This is a genomic window from Paenibacillus sp. B01 (assembly GCF_009649995.1).
In the GTDB taxonomy this organism is placed as follows: domain Bacteria; phylum Bacillota; class Bacilli; order Paenibacillales; family Paenibacillaceae; genus Paenibacillus_O; species Paenibacillus_O pasadenensis.
Genome location: NZ_CP045802.1, coordinates 1,973,451 through 1,993,303 on the forward strand (window position 1 = coordinate 1,973,451; position 19,853 = coordinate 1,993,303).

Consider the following 19,853-nt stretch of genomic DNA (forward strand, 5'->3'; position numbering starts at 1 on the left):
CTCTACCTTCCCACCGTCTACCCTCCACCATCCTCTTTCGAGACCGCCGCTCACAGGTTCGCCCTTTCAAGCAGCTGTAACCTGATAAATTCGGGTTACAGCTCGAGAAACGGGCTGACGAGCATCCCTAACCCGATAAATTCGGGTTACAGCTCGAGAAACGAGCTTCCGAGCAGCCGCAACCCGATAAATTCGGGTTACAGCTTGAGAAACAAGCTTCAGAACAGCGGCAAACCGTTTTTTTCGGCCTACAGCTGCAGTTACTCGGTTTTTCCGAGCAGCTCGGTGTTATCCGCTCCATTTGGAGGGGAGTTACTCGGTTTATCCGCGCAATTCGGTCGTGGGTGCACCAGTTGGAGGAGAGTTACTCGGTTTTCCGAGCAACTCGGTCGTGGGTGCACCAGTTCGCTCGGGCTGGCCGCCTTCCCAGCGATTGTCCCGGATACGGCCGCCTCCGCGGGGCGACACTACTACAGCCGTCTCCGCGAGCGGAGCGGACGCCCATGACATGGAGGTTTTCGAATGAAGCATCCCTGGAAAGTGCTTGCAGCCGGCGTTGCGTTGAGCACGGCTCTGGCGGGCTGCGGAACGCATCATGGCGAGCTCGGCAACAAGAACATCCGGAACAACAACATCGGCAACTACCGCCTGCTCGACAAGCGCTTCGCCGACGACAACATGAACGAGATGAACCGCGTCGACGGGCGTCAGCTGAACGGCAACAACATCATCGGCAATCATCGCAACTATAACCTCAAATCGAATCGGCAGATCGCCGGCACGGTCAAGAAGCTTGAAGGCGTGCGCGACGCCTATGTGCTGACGACCAACGACAACGCCTATGTCGCGGTCGGCCTCAAAGGCGAGAGCATCGTCGGCAGCACCAATACCCGTTCGGGCACCGAGATGGGCTACGCCGCCTCCAATACGGGCCGAATGGGATCGAACAGCGGCCGCATGTCTGCCAAAAGCGGCGACGGACTTAGCCTCGAGCGCGGGATGAAGCGGCTGGACGGCAGCATGGGACGCATGAACGAACGGCTGGGCCGAGGCATGGACGGGAAGTTCGACAACACGATCGACCAATACGGGCGCATGGGCGAGTCGCGCGGAAACAACGGCTACATCTCGCTGTCGAACGGCTACAACGGCTACGGCGGCGCTTCGGCGACGAATCGCAGAGGCCATATGGAGAATGGCCTCGCCGACAACAACAACATCTATATGGCCCGCAGCCTCAACGAAGGCTTCAAGACGCAGGTCGCGGACGCCGTCCGCAAAAGCATGCCGGGCATCGACAAGGTGTTCGTCTCCGCCAACCCGGACTTCTTCAGCCGGATGCGGGAATACGACAACGATGCGAAGCAAGGCCACTCGATCCAGCCGTATCTGGCGGAGTTCAACGCTATGGTCGAGAGGGTGTTCCCGAACGTGGACGACGGCAGCGCCGGCACGCAAAAGAAGCTGAGCGGACTGGATGCGCATATTTTCAAGTAGAACCTTCCATCCGACCTGTCCGCCGACCCCATCTTCCGAGCCGCCCCAAACGGGCGGCTTTTTTCGCGATATTGACAAAAATGATCGTCACGATCAGTATGGTTACATATTCGATCAAAAATTCAAGCGACAGCAGCTGCAGGAGGCGCCGGCCATGTACAAGCTGATCCTGGTGGATGACGAGCCGATCGTCCGCGAAGGCCTGATGAACACGATCGACTGGGCGAGCCACGGCTTCGAGCTCGCGGGCGATTACGCCAACGGCCGGGATGCGCTGGAGGCGGTCGAGCTCCTCCGTCCCGACTTGGTGCTGACCGACATCAACATGCCGTTCATGGACGGACTCGAGCTGAGCGCGGCCATCTCGGCCAGCCATCCCAACGTCAAAATCATCATCCTCACCGGCTACGACCAATTCGATTACGCTCAGCAGGCGCTCCGCATGAAGGTGTACGATTTCATCCTCAAGCCGATCACCGCGAGCGAGACCAGGGAGCTGCTCGACCGGCTGCGCGGGGAGCTTGACGAGGAGCGGCGCCGCAAGGAGGATGTCGACCGCCTGCGCAGCCAGCTGAGCCAGAGCCTGCCGCTGCTGCGGGAGCGGTATTTGGACCGGCTTGCCGCCACCGGCGCCGGATCTCAGGACGCCGAGGAGCGGCTGGCTTATTTCGGCCTGCCGCCGCTGCAGCCGCCGCTGCTCGCGCTGCTGCTCGACTTCGACGGCGGGCCTGCCGCCGGCAGCGAGCCGGATCGGGAGCTGCTGCGCTTCGCCGGCTTCAACATCGCCGAGGAGATCGCCGCCCGCGAAGGGGCGATCTGCTTCCGCACCCGCGAGGAAAGAATCGCCGTGCTGCTGTCGGGCCAGCCGCCTGCGGATCTGTACGAGCAAGCCTCGCGCATCGCCTGGTCGATCCGCCGCGAGATCGAGCATTACCTCGGCTACGCGATGTCGGCGGCGTTCGGCCGGGCCGCGGACAGCCTCGCGAAGCTGCCGGAATCGTATCGGAGCGCCATCGCCGCGCTCGATTATCGGTTCCACTATGGCCGCGACCGGGTACTGAGCATCGTCGAGCTCGAAGGCGAGCGCGCGGCGCCGCCGGCAGCCGGCGAGGACTGGAGCGGCAAGCTCGGAGCGGCGCTGCGGTCCGGGTCGGCGGGCGAGCTGCGCCAGCTTTTCGGCGATTTCACCGAACGGCTCAAGCAGTCCAGGGCGCCGCTCGTCTCCTGCCAGCTGGAAATCCAGCGGGCGCTCGTCACGATGCTGAGCGTGCTGCAGGAGATGGGCGTAGAGGAGAGCGGCCTCGGCGACAGCCCCGGCATGCTGTTCGCCGAGGCGCAGCGCCTCTCTACGCTGGATGAGGTCGGCGGGTGGCTGACGGACCTCGCGACGCGAGGCGCCAAAGCGGCGGCGGACAGCCGCAGCCGGCTCGGGCGCAGCCAGATCGGGCAAGCGCTGCTTTACATCGAGCGCAACTTCGCCGACGAGCGCCTCAGCCTCTCGGATATTTGCCGCCAGGCGCTGATGAGCACGAGCTATTTCAGCCAGATGTTCAAGCAGGAGACCGGCGAGACGTTCGTGGAATACTTGACGCGAGTCCGGATGGCCAAAGCCAAGGAGCTGCTCGAGGCTACTCCGCTCAAGCTGTACGAGATCGCCGCGCAGGTCGGCTACTCCGATCCGAACTACTTCAGCCTCGCCTTCAAGAAGCATGCCGGACTGTCCCCGCGCGAATACCGCGAGCAGGCGAGGGGGCAGGCATGACGAGGCTGCAGCCGCCGGACTGGCTGAAGCGCGGGCTGCGGCCGCTGCGCACGATCCGCGGCACGATCTCGGCCGCCTTTTCCATCCTCATCCTAGGGGCGGTCGGCATCACGAGCCTCAACAGCTACAAGCTGTCGGAGGAGGCGGTGCTGACCAACTCCCAGGCGTACATGGGCGAGGTCATCCAGCAGGTCGGCCAGAACATCCAGTCGTACATCGACAACATGGAGAACATCTCGCTGCTTATTTTCACCAACAAGGACGTCAAGTATTATTTGTCGGACAACCCCTTTCTCAGCCGCGAGGAGATCCGCGCCTACGAAAAAAACATCTCGGACCTGTTCCAGTCGCTGCTGTATACGCGCAAGGACATCGCCTCAATCATGGTGTTCGGCTACAACGGACGCAACGTGTCGGACCGCAGGCTGACGACGCTCAACCCCTATGTGCGGCTGCGCGAGCAGGACTGGTACGTCAAGGCGGCGCGCGCCGGCGGACGCTCGGTCATCTCGGCGCCGCATGTGCAGAATGTCGTGACCGGCGATTACGAATGGGTCGTCTCGCTCAGCCGCGAGCTGAAAAACAGCAACGGAATGACCGGCCAGGGCATCGCGCTCGTCGACCTCAAGCTCAACGTCATCAACGAGATCTGCCGGAGCGTCAAGCTTGGCGCGCGCGGCTACGTCTTCATCGTCGACAGCGCCGGCGACATCGTCTACCATCCGCAGCAGCAGCTGCTGTACAGCAAGCTGCGCGAGGAGCCGATCGAGCGCATCCTTTCCGCGGGACGGAGCAGCTTCCTCGTCGACGACGGCGCCGGCGAGAGGCTGTATTCCGTGCAGGACAGCAACTTCGGCTGGAAAATCGTCGGCGTCGCCTACCGCAGCGAGCTGATCGCCGATCCGGACGCCATGCGCAACTCCTTCCTGCTCTGGGCGGCGGCCGCTCTGGCGGGCACGCTGCTGATCAGCCTGCTGCTGAGCCATCGCATCACGCGTCCGATCCGCAGGCTGCAGGCGGCGATGCGCCAGGTCGAGCGAGGCAACTTCGAGGTGCGCGCCGAGGTGGAGCAGGTCAATGAGATCGGCCAGCTGGAGAGGACCTTCAACATGATGGTCGGGCAGACGCAGCGGCTCATGGACGAGCGCATCCAGACCGAGGAGACGAAGCGGCGGACAGAGCTGCGGCTGCTGCAGTCCCAGATCAATCCGCATTTCCTCTACAACACGCTCGATTCGATCATCTGGATGGCGGAGCAGCGCAAGAACGAGGAGGTCGTGCGGATGACCTCGGCGCTGGCCAAGCTGTTCCGCGCCAGCATCGCCAAGGACGATGAGCTCGTACCGATCCGCATCGAGCAGGAGCATATCGCCAGCTACCTGCAGATCCAGAAAATGCGCTACCGGGACATGCTGGATTACGAGATCGACATCCCGCGGGAGCTGCATCTGTACAAGACGCCCCGCATCCTGCTCCAGCCGTTCGTCGAGAACGCGATCTACCACGGCATCAAGAACATGCCGGAAGGAGGCGTCATCAAAATTGCCGGCGAGCTGGACGGGGATTCCATCCGATTCACCGTGAGGGACAACGGCAAGGGGATGGACGAGGAGACGGTGCGGGCGGTCCTGAGCGCGAGCGCGCGCGACAACGACGGCCGCGACCATATCGGAGTCAGCAACGTCAACGAGCGGATCGTGCTGACGTTCGGCGCCGGCTACGGCGTGTCGATCGAGAGCGAGCCGGGCGAAGGAACCTGCGTCGTCGTCACGATACCGAAGGTCCGCTGAAGGAGGTCATTCCGATGGGAAGCAAAAAGCTGTGGCTGCCGCTCCTGCTGCTGCTGTTCGCCGCGCTCGTCGTCTGGATCGGCTTGAAGCGCTCGCAGCCTGCCGCTGCCGGCGGCGGCATCGCCGTCATCCTGCAGACGAAGGATGTGAACAGCTCCTACTGGCAGACGGTGCGCTCCGGCGCGCTCGCTGCGGCGAAGGAGCTGAACGTGGCGCTCGAGCTGCTCGGCCCGTCCGGAGCGGAAGCGGCGCAGGAGCAGAAGGAGCTGCTGCGCAAGGCGATCGCTGCCCGGCCGGATGCGATCGTGCTCGCGCCGATCTCCGAGGAGCGGCTGTCGGAGGAGCTGGCAGCCTGCCGCAAGGCCGGCATCAAACTGATCGTCATCGATACGCCGCTGCTTCAGCATCCGTACGACAGCTACGTTTCCAGCGATCATGTCGAGGAAGGCCGCGTAGCGGCGGACATGCTCGCCCCCGACAAGCGCAAGAAGCCTGTCTATGCGTTCATCACGAGCGACGACGACTCCGTCGTGGCGAGCCAGCGCCGCCAGGGCGTGCTGGAGAGGCTCCCGCCGGGCGAGGCGTTCAGCCTCGGTACGATCGACGTCGGCAAGTCCGAGGAGCAGGCGTATCGGACGGTCAAGTCGCTCACGGTCGCCTATCCCGGCATGAACGGCATCGTCGCCTTGACCGATGTCGGCGTGAGCGGAGCCGCCCGCGCCCTGGAGGATCAGGGGCTGTCGCACAGCGTCAAGCTGATCGGCTTCGACAGCTCGCTGCCGGAGATCCAGCTGCTCGAGCGGGGGCGGATGCATGCGCTTATCGTCCAGAACCCGTTCAACATGGGCTATCTCGGCGTCGAGACGGCAAGCGCCCTCCGGGAGGGCAGGAAGCGGCCGCAGTGGGTGGACATCCCGTCCTCGACGATCACGACGGCCAACATGTACGAGCCGGAGAACCAGAAGCTGCTGTTCCCGTTTGTCTATTGACTTCAGCTTGATAAAGGAGGAGGCGCCTGACATGATGAATGACCGCCGATCGGAAGCTTCGGCGCCGGCCGCCGATCCGCCTCGCCCGCGACAAGCGGCAAAGGCTCGCGCATCTGCCTCTGCGGCGCATCGGACGGCGGCGCGGCGGCGGCAGCTCGCTCGGACCGCCGCCGCGCTCGCGCTGGCGGCGCTCATGGCGGGCTGCGCCTCGTCCTCCCCCGCGCCGGAGGTGACGGAGCCGGAGCCGCATCAGGCGCTCATCAAGTTTGTCGCCTCCGAATACAGCACGGAGACGAAGCCGCTGCTCGAGGACATCGTAAAAGGCTTCGAGTCGCTTCATCCCGACATCCGCGTCGAGCTGCAGGTCGTCAACTGGGACATCCTCGACGGCGTCTACACGAACATGCTCGCCCAGGGCGAGCCGCCCGACCTGCTGAACGCCAACTTCTACGCGCATTTCGCCGCCGACGGGCTGCTGAACGACTTCAGGAACATTTTGCCGGAGCCGTTCCTCGACAACCTGCAGCCGTCGCTGCTCGCCCGCGCCGAATACGAGGGGACGCTTGCGGCGATTCCGTATGTCGCCTCCATGCGCAGCCTATACTACAACGAGGAGCTGTTCGATCAAGCCGGCATCGCGGGACCGCCGCGCACCTGGTCGCAGCTCGTCGAGGACGCCAGGCTCGTCCGCGCCGGCGGGCATGGCGAGGGCTTCGGCATCGACATGACCGACAACGAGATCCATTCTTACCTGAGCTATTTTTTCTACGGCGCGGGCGGCGGCTGGATCAAGGACGGCCGCTGGGCGATCGACCAGCCCGCCAACGTGGAGGGGCTGGAGCTGCTCAAGTCGATGTACGACGCCGGGCTCACCGATGCCGATCCGTGGCTGACGACGCGGGACGAGAAGCAGCGGGTGCTCGGGAGCGGCGGGCTCGCGATGATGATATCGGGCAATTACTTCAGCTCCGTCGTGCCCAAGGAGTTTCCGGGACTGCGCTGGGGCAGGGGGCCGATTCCGGTCAAGGACGGCCAGCCGCCGATGACGTTCGGCGTGCAGGATGTGCTCGTGTCGTTCAAGACGGCCCATTCCGATCCGGCCGCGCTGTCCGCCTTCATCCAATATTTGTACGAGGATGAGCGGTATGCGGACATGGTGCGCCAGGAAGGCTTCCTGCCGACGACCCGGTCGGCCGGAGCGCTGCTGTCCGAAGGCGATGCGGAAATGCGCGCCAACCTGGACGATCTGGCCGGCGCGCGCTTCGTGCCGATCGAGCAGCCGCGCTGGAGCAATGTGATGGATGCGGCGCGCAAGCTCGGCAGCGCCGTGCTGCAGGGGCGATACTCGCCGCAGTCGGCGCTGGAGGAGCTGCAGAAGATCGCCGTGAAGCAGGACTGAACGAAGACGAGAGAAAGAGCCGTTCCCGGTTATGGGAACGGCTTTTTTTGAACCCGAAATCGGGAGAACCAGCGATAGATTCGCATGAAATGACGATTATCATCAAAATCATGAAATGAAAAATCATAAAATACTAAAGATTTTACGGAAGATATTCCATAGAGCGTGCAGACGATCCCCTTTACGATACAAGTATGCGGATGGCTCGCCGGCAACGGTCGGAGCAACGAGGCATCGGCCAAATAGAATTCATTCGGGAGGGTTAAGCCAAGATGACGTTTACGGTAAAGAAAACGGCAGCGGGCGCCATGGCGATCGCGATGTCCCTGGCTGTGCTCGCCGGCTGCGGCGGCAACAACGGCAACAGCGGCAATACAGGAGAAGCGGCCAATGAGCCGGCGACGAACTCGGCGACGAACGCGGCGGCGGAAAACACGTCGGCCACAGGCGGCGAGACGAAGCTGAGCGGCGACTTCACGGTCCAATATTTCGTCGGCGGTTATGGCGACAAGTGGTGGAAGCAGGTCATCGCCGACTTCAAGGCGGCCAACCCGGACCTCAACATCAAGGAAGAAGCCGGCCCTCAGATCAATACGCAAAACAAGCCGAAGTGGATCGCCGGCACGCCGCCGGACTTCGTCTACATCGACGGTCCTGAGCTCAACGACCGCCAGATGGCCGAGGACGGCCAGCTGGAGGACCTGACCGACTGGCTGCAGACGGCGACGAACGTCGACGGCGTGAAGATCCTCGACCTGCTGGCGCAGCAGCCTCCGCAATACGGCGGCAAGACGTACAACGTGCCGCTCGTGCTGAACTCGTGGGGCATTTTCTACAACAAGGCGCTGTTCGAGAAAAACGGCTGGACCGAGCCGAAGGACTGGGACACGTTCATCAGCTCCTCCGAGGCGATCAAGGCGGCCGGCACGACTCCGTTTATCCACACCGGCAAATATCCGTACTACATCAACAGCTCCTTCCTGTTCCCGGCGATCGTCTCCGCCAACGGCAACGACTACAAGCTGCTGCAGGACATGGGCGACAGCAAGGTCGAGGCGTTCAAGTCGCCGCAGGTGCTGGAAGCGCTGGGCAAGATCGTCGAGCTGCGCGACAAGGGCTTCATCGACAAGGCTTCCGTCTCCATCAACCATACGGACTCGCAAATGCTGTTCCTGCAAAACAAGGACGCGTACATCCCGAACGGCCTGTGGCTGCCGAACGAGATGAGCAAGGACGTTCCGGCCGACTTCAAGTTCGGCTTCATTCCATCCGTCACGCAAAAAGCGGGCGACAAGGTCGTCGCCAACACGTCGACCTCCACGGTCGCGATCGCCAAAAACGCGAAGAACAAGGAAGCCGCGAAAGCGTTCCTGCAGTTCATCTTCTCCGAAAGCCAGGCGTCCAAGTTCGCCGAGCTGAGCGGCGCGCCGTCCAACATCAAAGGCGACATCAGCAGCTCCGCCGCGCCGGACTTCGTCAAGCAAGCCGCGGCTTACCTGACGGCCGATACGACGGTCGTCGTGCCGACGGTCACGTTCAACCAGGACGTCGACAAGGCGATGCAGGACGCGACGGTCGCGCTGACGATCGGCAAGATCGATCCGCAGGGCTGGGTCGACCGCGTCGTCAAGGTCGTCGAAAAAGTCGCGAAGTAACGGTCGGCCGTCGAGGATCAAGATCGAACCAGCACAGGCCATCCTCGGGAGCGGAAGCTTCCGGGGATGCTCTCTGATGGCAGAACGAACGGGGCGGTGAGCTTGAGATGAGACTGGGAGGAGCCAAAGGACAACGCAAGCTGTTCATTGCGGCGTTCATCATACCGACATTCCTCTATTTTTGCCTGTTCACGATCTATCCGATCGTCCAGGCGCTGTACAACTCCTTCTACGACTGGTCCGGCATGTCCCAGCACAAGGATTTCGTCGGGCTGCAGAACTTCAAGGACCTGCTGCAAGACCCGATCATGCTGACGGCCATCGGCAACGACTACTTCCTCGTCGCCGGCAAGATGATCGGCATCATGGCCATCGCGACCTTTTTCGCCGTGGCGCTGACGCGCCTGCGCATCCGGGGCGCCGGGTTTTTCCGCTCGATCTTCTTCATTCCGAACGTGCTGTCCGTCGTCGTCGTCGGCATTCTGTGGGGCTTCATCTACAACCCGCAGATCGGCTTCCTGAACGGCTTCCTGTCGCTGTTCACCAAAGAGCCCGTCACGATCAACTGGCTCGGCTTCGAAAGCCATTCGATCTGGATGCTGCTGCCTCCGACCATCTGGGCCGGCATCGGATTCTACATGATTCTTCTGATCGCCGCAATCACGAACATTCCGGAGTCGCTTTACGAAGCCGCCGACATAGAAGGCGCCGGGCAATGGCATCAGTTCCGGCACATCACGCTGCCTCTCGTCTGGGAGCAGATGAAGATCTCCGTCATCAACATCATGATGACGACGCTGAACGGCTCGTTCGTCATCGTGACGATCATGACGGCGGGCGGACCGGACAACTCGACGCAGGTCATGGGCTCGTACCTGTACCAGCAGGCGTTCAAGCAGGCCCATTTCGGATACGGCGCCTCGATCGGCATCGCCATTCTGACCACCTCGCTCGTCACCACCGTCTTCCTGCAGTGGCTTCTGCGCAAGGATCAGGTGGAAGTCAGCTAGCGCACGAGAGTTAAGGAAGGAGAGAAGCGAGCATGGTTCAACGCACCGTCCATCCCGTCATCAAGGGATTCTTCATGCTGCTGCTCGTCCTGTGGGGCGTCTCGGTCCTCTATCCGCTCCTGTGGACCTTGATGGACTCGCTCAAGGACAACCAGCAGTTCTACTTCAACATGCCGTGGGCGCTGCCGGAGCTGCCGCTCCAATGGTCCAACTTCGGCTATGTGTGGAACAACTACAATTTCGGCAAGTACTTCGTCAACTCGATCCTCGTCACGACCGGCGCGACGCTGCTCGGCCTCGTGCTGGCGTCGATGACGGCCTATACGATCGCCCGCTACCGCTTTATCGGCAGCAGGGTGCTGTATCTGATCTACATCTCCTCGATGATGGTGCCGTTCAGCCTCGCGCTCATCCCGCTGTTTTTCCTCGTGAACGACCTCGGGCTGACGAACACGCCGCTCGGCCTCATCTTCGTCTACGCCTCCAACACGCTCGCCTTCGGCATCTTCGTGCTCATCGGCTTCTTCAAGACGCTGCCCAAGGAGCTGGAGGAGGCGGCCGCGATCGACGGCGCCGGCTACTTCGGCACGTTCTTCCGCGTCATGCTGCCGCTGTCGCGCTCCGGCCTGATCAGCGTCGGCATCATCAACGTGCTGGACATCTGGAACGAGTTCATCGTCGGCACGATCCTCGTCAACGACCCGGCCAAGTACACGCTGCCGATCGGCCTCGCCGCGATGCAGGTCGAGATGCAGTACAAGACCGAGTGGGGGCCGCTGTTCGCCGGCCTGCTGTTCACGATCGTGCCGGTGCTGATCGTCTACATGTTCGCGCAGCGCCATATCGTGTCCGGCCTTGTCGCCGGCGCGGTGAAATGACGTTTCGACCGGCGCCGGCGGGGGAGCGATCGCGCTCCCGACCGGATTTGCCCGAAGAAGGCCTCGCTTTCCTCCATGAGGAATCGAGGCCTTTTTTGATTTGAATGTAAGAGCCTTGACCGATGAAGGGTGGCGGTCGGCCAGCGGGCTCCGCAGCGGCGGGCCAACGGCATACGGTTGGCCTGAGATCGGACGGAAAGGTCGTCGCTGGCGGCGACAACGACGACGGCCCGTGCGAGGTCGGCGGCTGGAGCGGCATCGGGCTGCCTGGATCGGTCGTCTCGCGGCTTCTGAATCGCCGGTTCCTGCTGTTTCGCGGGACTCATGCACTCACCATCCGTTGCCAACGACTCCTCAGACGCTTAGAATCCCTTTTTCCGAGTCTCCCGAAATCTAACGACGAGTCAGACGCTTAGAGCCGTCTTTTGCGTTTCTCCGCACGTTTTTTCGGCCTTTTTGCATGGCTAAGCTCCTCACGCGTCGTTAGATTTTTTTGCTGGCCGATTTGGGGCTTTTAACGATCTGATTCGTCGTTGGCAGCCCTGGTTGTTGTCAAAGGGGATCGCGGCATCGTAAATAAACCGGAGAACGGTGTCTTTGTGAAAACGGAGCCGGATCGCCAGAGCATTACGTTGGAAATATAGAAGCTGCGAACCAGTACACAGAAGAAGAGCCTCTGCCCGGCTGATTTCCGGACAGAAGCTCTACGTTACTGCTATACTTTAATGTCGATACTATTCTTGGGCATCGTAAGCGCGCTCTTCTGCTGTTGACCCATATTCAGAGAAGAAATGAAGCTGTTCCAGTCCTCTAGATTCGCATCTCGTACCTGGTTGGCAAATTCAAGCTTGGCCTTTGGACCTACATCCCCTTCCATACTCGGTGAGGATATGAGGCTGTGATGCAGTCTATTGAAGGAGTCCATCAGGCCACTGAGAAGATGCTCCGGCTTCTGATTCAATAATTCCTTCATGCTCTCCCACATGATCGTTCCTACAGACTTCTTGGCATTAGGGTCTTGTAGATGGTCGCTGTACATTCGCTTTATTTCCAAGGTCATTTCTTGATGTGAAGCAAATTGCTTGCGGAAGGAAGGCGTTGAGACAAGAGAGGACTTATAGTCTTCATATTCTGCGATTCCCATCTTGGTACTCATTGCCTTATCTACGGACTGAGTGAGCTGCTCCTTAATCGCTGACGACATAGGCGATTGCTGCAAATAAAGTTCCAGCTTGAGACGTGCGGTCCCTAAATTGTTCGCCATCCATTCCGTATCAAAAGTAGACGTGTTCATAGCTTTAGCTGTTGTGTGTACAAGTGCATCGAATACTGCTGCTACATCACGGTAACTAATATCTTGAAAAGAGGTCGATTCTCCTCCAGAGGCTTTACTTGCCTCCTCCTTCAGTAAATCCCGAAAGTCTGTAATCTCCTTGCCGCCTTGTTCCATGACCTGCTTCCATTGGTCCCCCTGCTCCTCCTGCAACTTGTCCAGAATCCGGGACTGTTCCTGCAGCATATTCTTGATGCGATCGGTCAACTCATTTTTGTCGAAGAGCGGCTTATAGGCGGAGAGGAACTCTCCTTGCGTCTCCTTGCTGCCTCCAAAAATAGAATCATTTTCAAAATTCAAATATTGAGACAAAGTGCTCGCTGTTGTCTGCGCGATATCCTCTAGCTTGAGTTGAACTTGCTTATCGTATTGCTCAAGCTGCTGATTCAATTCGTCTCCTGCGTAACGCTGAAGCAGGAGATCACGCTCATAGGCGCTTTTTACCAGAAACCCGCTTACATCATCCAGAAAATTCTTTGAGTAGTCCGTACCTTGCACGGATGTAAATTCCCTGCCAACAATCCACTGGCCTCCCAGTGCACGAAGCCCTTGTTGTCCTTCATCAATCACGCTCGGGGTATACGTCTCTACGGCATGAGAAGCATGGCTGCTTGCAGGTACGGGCACTTTTGCAGGAAGCGGGTTATTCTTTGCTGCTATAGCGCTCGGAGTTGATGACGCGTAAATGCCATTCGTTTGCATCGCGGACCTCTCTTCATTGAAATATATGGTATTTGTAATATATCGGCGTAATAAGTAAATAGTTGACTAATTCCTCTCCGGTATAAGGTATGACGGATTGTATATGAAGTGCGACACCTAGAAAAAAAAGCCCATGTGGGCTTCGTGTAAAATGGAGGTTACCACATCGATTCTTACTTAGCGGCTTCTTGATCGATGATCTTCACGATGGCTTCGTTGAACGACCGGACCTGATGGAGCAGGTGGGCCACATCATCTTTTGAGAAAGACACGGTGGCGCTATAGTCAGCTTCTGCTCGATGATCCATCAACCGCCTTGCCTTTCATGACTTCGGCAGCCTTAAGGTATCGCAATGACAATGCCCTCCTCGACAATATTGTCTTTCAAGGGGAGCCAAATGCACGTTTCCTCTGACCGCCAGTCATCCGCATTTTCCAAGATGCACGTCAAATGGGTGCCGTATTGCAGGTTCAGTTCATAAACAATATCGGAAAGCAGCTCGCGGTTTCGCCAATTTTTTTCGTCTTCGACGAGAACCAATACATCCAGATCAGACCATTCGTCATGGTCTCCCCTTGCCTTGGAGCCGAAAAGGATCAGTTCAATCAGTCGAAAGCTAGCAGCAAGTCTTTGCTTCAGACGAACTAAGCTTTGCTTCTCTTGAGAAGTGAGCGAGCTTATTTCCGAAGGAGCATTCGTGCGCATAGGCTTGTTCCACCTTCGTCAAGTATTTTGCCTTAAATGTACCATAACTCTTCCAGTCCCTGCACGATTCCATGGAGGGTTCCGACATCGGGAGCTAAGCTTTTCGGGGCATGGTTTATGTATCTTAAAAAGCCTTCCCGCCGCATGCGCCAAAGCGGATGCGGAGCGGGAAGGCTTATCAAGAGCGCCGACCAGGCGGATCAGATCGTCAGTTCTCCAAGCTTGATCAGTTCGACGACAGCCTGCGAGCGGCCTTTCACGTTCAACTTCTGCATAACGTTGGAGATATGGTTGCGGACGGTCTTTTCGCTGATGAACAGCTGCCCGGCGATATCCCTCGTCGTTTTGTCTTGGACCAGCAGCTCGAAGACTTCACGTTCCCGGTGAGTCAGCAGAAACTTGTTTTTGTGGTCAGAGCCCTTCAATTTCGTCACCCCTCCTTGCACGGGTTTTTGTGGGTTACAACAAGGTTAAGGGATACAGTCAACGTATCTTATGAATCCGCCTCTTCATGGGTGCGGTCATTTCTTCATTTGGGCGCAGGTCAAGAGGAATAATGCCGGCGGCTCCGGGACAGCCCTTCCAGACCCCTCCATCAATTCCGTTTTCACCCTTGTTTTCATGTGCTAAAATAGGAGCGTCCATTTTATTAGAGATTGGAGCCGCTATCATGAAAATCGCGCTTTTGTTCGGCCTCCTTTGGACGCTGCTCGGCAACCCGTTTCTCGCCCTGCTCGTCCTGCTGGCCGTCCTTTACTTCCTTGACCGCCGCTTCGTCGGCCTGACCCCGAGCTTCACCAAGCCGCTGCGCCGCCGCAGCCGCATCGCGGCGCTGCGGCGGGAGCTGGACGCGAACCCGAGCAACAGCGGCTCCCGCCTGGAGCTGGCTCGCCTGCAGCTGGAGCGCAAGCGCTATGCGGAAGCGCGCAGCACGCTGGAGCCGCTGCGCGAATCGCTGCTGATGGAGGATTCGGCCGAATTCTGGGACGACTACGGCACGAGCCTGCTCCATACCGGCCGCGAGGAGGAGGGGGAGGCGGCGATCCGCAAGGCGCTGGCTCTCAACCCGCGCGTCAAATACGGCGCGCCGCATCTGCGGCTGGCCGCGCTCAAGGCAAAGAGCGACAAGACGCAAGCGCTTGCCGAGCTGGAGGCATTCTCCCGCATCCAGTCCTCCTCCTGCGAAGGTTATTACCGCATGGGCAAGCTGCTGCAGGGGCTCGACCGCAAGGCCGATGCGAAGGCCGCCTTCGAGGAAGGGCTGCGGCTGTATCGCCAGCTGCCCAAATACAAGCGCCGTCAGGAGCGGCGCTGGGCGCTGCTTTGCTCGCTCGGCAAAAACGCTTCCTGATCGTTCCGGCTGCGCGTGGAAGGACGCCGCTCCATCCGTCCTCGCGCCTGTTTCGAACCTTTATTCCGCGCAGCGGGGCAGCTCCGTTCGGCCAGCAGCTTTTGGCCGGGAGCAGCCCCGTTTTCCGTTTTCGGAGCGAGCCCATGCATTTTTATAAGGCGAGGCAGGACGGTTTCCGTTTTTATTTGGTATAATGATAAGAACGCCGAAACAGAAAAGCGGGGGACAGCCATGCGAGCGGACGGGATCTCGGAAACGTTGCTGAACGATATCGAGCGGAAGATCTCCGACTACACGCGGAAAGACATCATCGCGCGCGGCTGGGATTACTACGCCCAAGGACGAGTGAAGTCGGTGCAGGAGGCCGGCTCGCGGCTGCTGGCCGCCGTCAAGGGCACGGAGCCCTACCACGTCGTGCTCGGCGCGCAATTCGACGACAACACATGCGACTGCCCGTATTCGGGCTGGTGCAAGCATATAGTGGCCTCGTACTTCGCCGCGCTGGAGCTGCAGGGCGGCGAGCCGAAGCGGGCGCTCGAGCGGCTGACGGGCGCCGGGCCGGTGACGGTCAGCCGGCTGGAAAGAGAAGCGCCCGCCGAGCAGGCCGAATCGCCGGCGCAAGCGGCGGCGGGAGGCATCGACGAGCAGTCGAGCCCGCAGGAATGGATGGAATGGATGGAGCGCCGGTTCGGCCGCACCTGGCAAGGCTGCCGGCATACGCTGCATCCGCTGCAGCCGGTGCTGTCGGCGCTCAAGGGGGCGGCGCGCGACTGGCCCAAGCCGCTCCAGGCGATGCATTGGATGTACAGCATTCTGTTCATCCTGGAGCAGGCGGAGCGGGCGATCAAGCTGACGGATCCGTTCAGCCGCTATTATCAGGAAATGAGCTTCGCCCGGATGGCGGAGCCGTGGATCGAGCATTACTACTCGCTCGCCGAGCGCCAGGCGGCGGAGCCTGCCGGTCAAGCAGGCCTGGCTTGGCAGGCGGAGCTGGCCTCCTACCTGCGGGGCCAAGCCGCGTCGGCCGAGCCGAAGCTGTTCCGCTGGGATCAGCTTTATCTCGGCTTCATCTCGCCGCTGCTGGCCGATCCGGCCTGGCTGCAGGGCGAGCGCGCGGAGCTGGAGCGGATGCTTTTGGAGGCGGGCTCCGCGCGGCAAGCGGCGGCGCAATCGGAGCCTGCCGGCGAAGCGGGCGCTCCTGCGGCGGCGGATCTCGAACGCGGCTTCGCTTTCGCGAACGCGGCGCTCGCCTGCCTCGACGCCGCCCAGGGAGAGGACGCGAAGGCGGTGGAGCGGCTGCGGCAGGCGGCGCCGGACGCGGTCGCCAGCCTGGCGCTGGATTATGCCCGCATCCGCCTGGAGCAGCGCGGCTGGAATGATTTCGCCATCTGGATGGATTTCCTCGATCCAATCGCCGGAAGCAAGCGGGGCAATCTGCTGACCTCGTACCTGCAGCTGTGCCGCGACGCCGATCTCGCCCGGCCGGACGATCCGTCCTGGCAGCGGCGCATGGCCGACAAGCTGCCTTACTCGTACATGTCGCTGGCCGACCTGCTGCTGGAAAAGGGCTGCTTCGAGGAATGGGCGGACCTGCAGCTGGCGATGGGGCTGCGGCCCGACGAGCTCGATCCGGCGGACCTGCGGCTCGTCTCGAAACGCGCGCCGTCCGTCATGATTCCGCTGTACCATCAGGCGGTGGAGGGCTGGATCGCGATGCGCAACCGGCAGAGCTACCGGATGGCGGTCAAGCAGCTCAAGAAGCTGGAGAAGCTGTACGCGGCCGAGAAGCGGACCGCGGAGTGGAAGCTGTACCTCGACCGGACCGTCTCCAAGTACCAGCGGATGCGGGCATTCCAGGAAGAACTGCGGAAAGGAACCATGCTGAAATGATGAAGGGATTCTCTGCCGCGCGACCGATCGTCGTGGACGGCTATTGGAACGGCAGCGGCATCGTGCTTCAAGCCGAGGACGCAGGCGAGCTCGAAGCCCGGCTCAAGGATCTGCTGTTCGCCTGGCATGAGCCTTCCTGGTACGGCGCCGACATCGACTACGTCGAGTCCGACCCGACGCGCAAGGCGAAGCCGATGCTGCTGCGGCCGCTGACGGCGCTCGACTACCTGCTGTCGCCGCGGCCGGTGCGCATGCTTTCGCTCGGCTGGTCCAGCCAGGCGCAGGAGCTCCGCGCCGGCGCGATCCGCATCCGCGAAGCGCTCGAGAGCGGCGGCTTCGAGCCGGACTGGAGCCGCTGGACGGACGGAGCGCGCGGCTGGCGCTTCCGCGACGAAGCGGGCCGGACGGCGGAGGCTCCGCCGTGGCTGTCCGCCTGGCTCGGCGCCTGCGTCGAGCAGCTGCTCGACGAGGATGCGGGCGCGCAGGCGGCCTGGAGCGGCCTCGCCCGGGCGCTCGGCCCGGCACTGGAGCGCCGGTCGCCGGACGAGGAGGACTGGTACATCGGCCTCGGGCTCAAGCAGGACCGGTTCCCGTTCCGCATCGCGCTGCAGCTCGCGGAGCCCGGCGATGACGGCGTCTGGCGGCTGCGCGCCGCGCTGCGCGGACGCGCGGCGGACGCCGGCTGGATCCCGCTGGAGCGCGGCGCCAGACCGGGCAGCTGGCGTCCGGCCGCAGGCTCGGAGCTGAGCCTACCGGAGGAATGGCTGCCGCTGCTGGAGGAGCGCCTCGCCAAGGAAGAAGGCAAGTGGCGCACGGCGCTGCCGGATTGGAGCGGCGACGACGAGATGGTCAAGCGCGAGCTGGCGGACGAGGAGGCGTGGCGCTTCCTGGAGCAGGCGAGCCTGCAGCTGCTCGATGCCGGAGCGGCGGTGCTGCTGCCCGGCTGGTGGGAATCGGTGCGCAAGCGCCGCGTGCGGCTCAAGGCGAAGCTGCGCTCCGCCGCCGGCTCGGCGGAGCAGCCGATGTTCGGCCTGTCGCAGATCGTGCAGTTCGACTGGAAGCTGGCTCTCGGCGGCGCCGACCTTTCGGAGGAGGAGTTCATGCAGCTCGCGGCGCAAAACAAGCGGCTCATGAAGATCGACGGCGAGTGGGTCCATCTCCATCCGGAGGACATCACCCGCATCCGCAGCTGGATCAAGAAGAACGGCGGCAAGAAAGGGCTCAGCTTCCGCGAGATCATGCAGATGCATCTGCAGGGCGGGATCGTCCTGAACGAGGAGGCCGAGGAAGGCGAGGAGCTGCTCAAGGCGGAGGTGGAGCTGAACGCCCATCTGGAGCAGCTGATGAACCGGCTGCAGGACACGTCCGAGCTTCCGCTCGTCGACGTGCCCGACTCGTTCCGCGGGCAGCTTCGGCCGTATCAGCACCAAGGCGTGTCGTGGCTCGCGTTCCTGCGGCGGTTCGGCCTCGGCGCGACGCTGGCGGACGATATGGGCCTCGGCAAGACGATCCAGTTCACCGCCTATCTGCTTCATGTCAAGGAATCCGGCGCCGCGGCCGGAGAGCCGGCGCGGCCGTCGCTGCTCATCTGTCCGACGTCGGTCATCGGCAACTGGGAAAAGGAGCTACAGCGCTTCGCGCCGGGACTCGAGGTGCGGCTGCATTACGGTCCGCGCCGCGCGCGCGGCAAGGAAGCCTTCCAGGAGTTCGCGGCCGGAGCCGATCTCGTCATCACGTCCTACGCGCTGACGTCGCTCGACGAGGAGGAGCTGAGCGGCTTCGAATGGGAGAGCCTCTGCCTCGACGAGGCGCAGAACATCAAGAACGTCTATACGAAGCAGTCGTCGGCGATCCGCGGCTTGCCGAGCCGCCACCGCATCGCGCTGACCGGCACGCCGATGGAGAACCGGCTGAGCGAGCTGTGGTCGATCTACGACTTTGCCAATCCGGGCTATCTCGGCACGCTGCCGGAGTTCCGGCGAGCCGTCATCCTGCCGATCGAGAGGGACCGCGACGCGGAGCGCATCGCCTCTCTGCAGCGGCGGATCAAGCCGTTCATGCTGCGCCGGCTCAAGAAGGACCCGGCGATCCAGCTGTCGCTGCCGGAGAAGAACGAAGGCCAGGTGTACGTGACGCTGACGGCCGAGCAAGGCGCGCTGTACGAGACGATCGTCTCCGAGCTGCTCGAGAAGCTCGACACGCTCGCGCCGATGCAGCGCCGCGGCCTGATCCTCGCCTCGATCACGAGGCTCAAGCAGGTGTGCGACCATCCGGCGCTGCTGCTCGGAGAGGACGCGGCGACCGGGGACTGGTCGCCGGAGCGCTCCGCCAAGCTGATGCGGCTGGTCGAGATGTGCGAGGAGATCGCCGCCGAGGGCGAGCGCGCGCTCATCTTCACGCAGTTCGTCGACATGGGCGCGGCGCTGCAGCGGCTGCTGGAAAAGCGGCTCGCCCTGCCGGTGCCGTATCTGCATGGCGGCGTGCCCAAGGCGCGGCGCGACGAGATGATCGAGGCGTTCCAGGATCCGGAGCGGCCGCATGGAGCGTTCGTGCTCTCGCTCAAGGCCGGGGGCACTGGCCTCAATCTGACGGAGGCGAACCATGTATTCCACTTCGACCGCTGGTGGAATCCCGCCGTCGAGAACCAGGCGACGGATCGCGCGTTCCGGATCGGCCAGCGGCGCCAGGTGCAGGTGCATAAGTTCGTCGCGCTGGGCACGCTTGAGGAGCGAATCCACGAGATGATCGAGCGCAAGCAGTCGCTGAGTGAGCAGGTCGTCAGCCAGTCCGAGCAATGGATCACCGAGCTGTCGAACGAGGAGCTGCGGGAAATTTTCACGCTCCGCAAGGAGTGGCTCGAGAGCTGAGCAGCGGCCAGAGGAGGGGGGCAG

At 61.7% G+C, this 19,853-nt stretch carries 16 protein-coding genes; 12 read left to right on the top strand and 4 right to left on the bottom strand.

Annotated elements, in window-relative coordinates; translation table 11 throughout:
- The first annotated feature begins 522 nt into the window (after positions 1-522).
- The 9 genes from GE073_RS08380 (at position 523) to GE073_RS26040 (ending at position 11,396) form a co-directional block, all read left to right on the top strand.
- Positions 523-1,497 (top strand): YhcN/YlaJ family sporulation lipoprotein, encoded by a 975-nt coding sequence (locus tag GE073_RS08380; RefSeq protein ID WP_153783237.1) that lies wholly within the window; start codon positions 523-525, stop codon positions 1,495-1,497.
- Positions 1,498-1,651: 154 nt separating this feature from the next.
- Positions 1,652-3,259: a response regulator transcription factor gene (locus GE073_RS08385; RefSeq protein WP_153783238.1), complete on the top strand. Its 1,608-nt coding sequence runs from the start codon at positions 1,652-1,654 to the stop codon at positions 3,257-3,259.
- Positions 3,256-5,049, top strand: coding sequence for a cache domain-containing sensor histidine kinase (locus GE073_RS08390; RefSeq protein WP_153783239.1), 1,794 nt, complete (start codon positions 3,256-3,258; stop codon positions 5,047-5,049). The genes GE073_RS08385 and GE073_RS08390 overlap by 4 nt, the downstream gene beginning before the upstream one ends.
- A 14-nt stretch (positions 5,050-5,063) precedes the next feature.
- Positions 5,064-6,038, top strand: coding sequence for a substrate-binding domain-containing protein (locus GE073_RS08395; RefSeq protein ID WP_153783240.1), 975 nt, complete (start codon positions 5,064-5,066; stop codon positions 6,036-6,038).
- A gap of 31 nt (positions 6,039-6,069) precedes the next feature.
- Positions 6,070-7,437 (top strand): extracellular solute-binding protein, encoded by a 1,368-nt coding sequence (locus tag GE073_RS08400; RefSeq protein WP_194843320.1) that lies wholly within the window; start codon positions 6,070-6,072, stop codon positions 7,435-7,437.
- A gap of 272 nt (positions 7,438-7,709) precedes the next feature.
- A complete protein-coding gene (locus GE073_RS08405; RefSeq protein ID WP_101808886.1) occupies positions 7,710-9,092 on the top strand; it encodes an ABC transporter substrate-binding protein in 1,383 nt (460 codons plus the stop codon).
- 107 nt (positions 9,093-9,199) lie between these two features.
- Complete coding sequence (locus GE073_RS08410) at positions 9,200-10,102, top strand: carbohydrate ABC transporter permease (RefSeq protein ID WP_101808887.1); 903 nt, start codon at positions 9,200-9,202, stop codon at positions 10,100-10,102.
- A 32-nt stretch (positions 10,103-10,134) separates the two neighbouring features.
- Positions 10,135-10,980, top strand: coding sequence for a carbohydrate ABC transporter permease (locus GE073_RS08415; protein ID WP_153783242.1), 846 nt, complete (start codon positions 10,135-10,137; stop codon positions 10,978-10,980).
- 122 nt (positions 10,981-11,102) lie between these two features.
- Positions 11,103-11,396: an RCC1-like domain-containing protein gene (locus GE073_RS26040; RefSeq protein WP_127464541.1), complete on the top strand. Its 294-nt coding sequence runs from the start codon at positions 11,103-11,105 to the stop codon at positions 11,394-11,396.
- 299 nt (positions 11,397-11,695) lie between these two features.
- Here the strand turns inward: GE073_RS26040 and GE073_RS08425 are convergent, their stop codons facing one another.
- The 4 genes from GE073_RS08425 to GE073_RS08435 form a co-directional block, all read right to left on the bottom strand.
- Positions 11,696-13,015 carry a hypothetical protein gene (locus GE073_RS08425; RefSeq protein WP_101808889.1) on the bottom strand — a complete coding sequence of 440 codons (1,320 nt, stop codon included), beginning with the start codon at positions 13,013-13,015 and terminating at the stop codon, positions 11,696-11,698.
- Between the two features lie 173 nt (positions 13,016-13,188).
- Positions 13,189-13,323, bottom strand: a complete 135-nt coding sequence (locus GE073_RS25785; protein WP_255309764.1) for a hypothetical protein — start codon at positions 13,321-13,323, stop codon at positions 13,189-13,191.
- 32 nt (positions 13,324-13,355) lie between these two features.
- Positions 13,356-13,721: a nucleotidyltransferase family protein gene (locus tag GE073_RS08430; RefSeq protein WP_153783243.1), complete on the bottom strand. Its 366-nt coding sequence runs from the start codon at positions 13,719-13,721 to the stop codon at positions 13,356-13,358.
- A gap of 200 nt (positions 13,722-13,921) precedes the next feature.
- Positions 13,922-14,146, bottom strand: coding sequence for a helix-turn-helix domain-containing protein (locus GE073_RS08435; protein WP_028597779.1), 225 nt, complete (start codon positions 14,144-14,146; stop codon positions 13,922-13,924).
- 245 nt (positions 14,147-14,391) lie between these two features.
- Here GE073_RS08435 and GE073_RS08440 point away from each other — a divergent pair, with 245 nt between their 5' ends.
- The 3 genes from GE073_RS08440 to GE073_RS08450 all read left to right on the top strand — a co-directional run bounded on the left by GE073_RS08440 (position 14,392) and on the right by GE073_RS08450 (position 19,829).
- Positions 14,392-15,072: a tetratricopeptide repeat protein gene (locus GE073_RS08440; RefSeq protein WP_028597780.1), complete on the top strand. Its 681-nt coding sequence runs from the start codon at positions 14,392-14,394 to the stop codon at positions 15,070-15,072.
- Between the two features lie 258 nt (positions 15,073-15,330).
- Positions 15,331-16,962, top strand: coding sequence for an SWIM zinc finger family protein (locus GE073_RS08445; protein WP_164820169.1), 1,632 nt, complete (start codon positions 15,331-15,333; stop codon positions 16,960-16,962).
- Positions 16,962-19,829: a DEAD/DEAH box helicase gene (locus GE073_RS08450; RefSeq protein ID WP_153784703.1), complete on the top strand. Its 2,868-nt coding sequence runs from the start codon at positions 16,962-16,964 to the stop codon at positions 19,827-19,829. The genes GE073_RS08445 and GE073_RS08450 overlap by 1 nt, the downstream gene beginning before the upstream one ends.
- Positions 19,830-19,853 lie beyond the last annotated feature (24 nt).

Excerpts from the sequence above, each read along its gene's own strand:
- GE073_RS08440 (WP_028597780.1), top strand. The coding sequence starts at position 14,392 with ATGAAAATCGCGCTTTTGTTCGGCCTCCTTTGGACGCTGCTCGGCAAC.
- GE073_RS08430 (WP_153783243.1), bottom strand. The coding sequence starts at position 13,721 with ATGCGCACGAATGCTCCTTCGGAAATAAGCTCGCTCACTTCTCAAGAG.
- GE073_RS08390 (WP_153783239.1), top strand. The coding sequence starts at position 3,256 with ATGACGAGGCTGCAGCCGCCGGACTGGCTGAAGCGCGGGCTGCGGCCG.
- GE073_RS08405 (WP_101808886.1), top strand. The coding sequence starts at position 7,710 with ATGACGTTTACGGTAAAGAAAACGGCAGCGGGCGCCATGGCGATCGCG.
- GE073_RS25785 (WP_255309764.1), bottom strand. The coding sequence starts at position 13,323 with ATGGATCATCGAGCAGAAGCTGACTATAGCGCCACCGTGTCTTTCTCA.
- GE073_RS08425 (WP_101808889.1), bottom strand. The coding sequence starts at position 13,015 with ATGCAAACGAATGGCATTTACGCGTCATCAACTCCGAGCGCTATAGCA.
- GE073_RS08450 (WP_153784703.1), top strand. The coding sequence starts at position 16,962 with ATGAAGGGATTCTCTGCCGCGCGACCGATCGTCGTGGACGGCTATTGG.
- GE073_RS08410 (WP_101808887.1), top strand. The coding sequence starts at position 9,200 with ATGAGACTGGGAGGAGCCAAAGGACAACGCAAGCTGTTCATTGCGGCG.
- GE073_RS08395 (WP_153783240.1), top strand. The coding sequence starts at position 5,064 with ATGGGAAGCAAAAAGCTGTGGCTGCCGCTCCTGCTGCTGCTGTTCGCC.
- GE073_RS26040 (WP_127464541.1), top strand. The coding sequence starts at position 11,103 with ATGAAGGGTGGCGGTCGGCCAGCGGGCTCCGCAGCGGCGGGCCAACGG.
- GE073_RS08415 (WP_153783242.1), top strand. The coding sequence starts at position 10,135 with ATGGTTCAACGCACCGTCCATCCCGTCATCAAGGGATTCTTCATGCTG.
- GE073_RS08385 (WP_153783238.1), top strand. The coding sequence starts at position 1,652 with ATGTACAAGCTGATCCTGGTGGATGACGAGCCGATCGTCCGCGAAGGC.
- GE073_RS08380 (WP_153783237.1), top strand. The coding sequence starts at position 523 with ATGAAGCATCCCTGGAAAGTGCTTGCAGCCGGCGTTGCGTTGAGCACG.
- GE073_RS08400 (WP_194843320.1), top strand. The coding sequence starts at position 6,070 with ATGATGAATGACCGCCGATCGGAAGCTTCGGCGCCGGCCGCCGATCCG.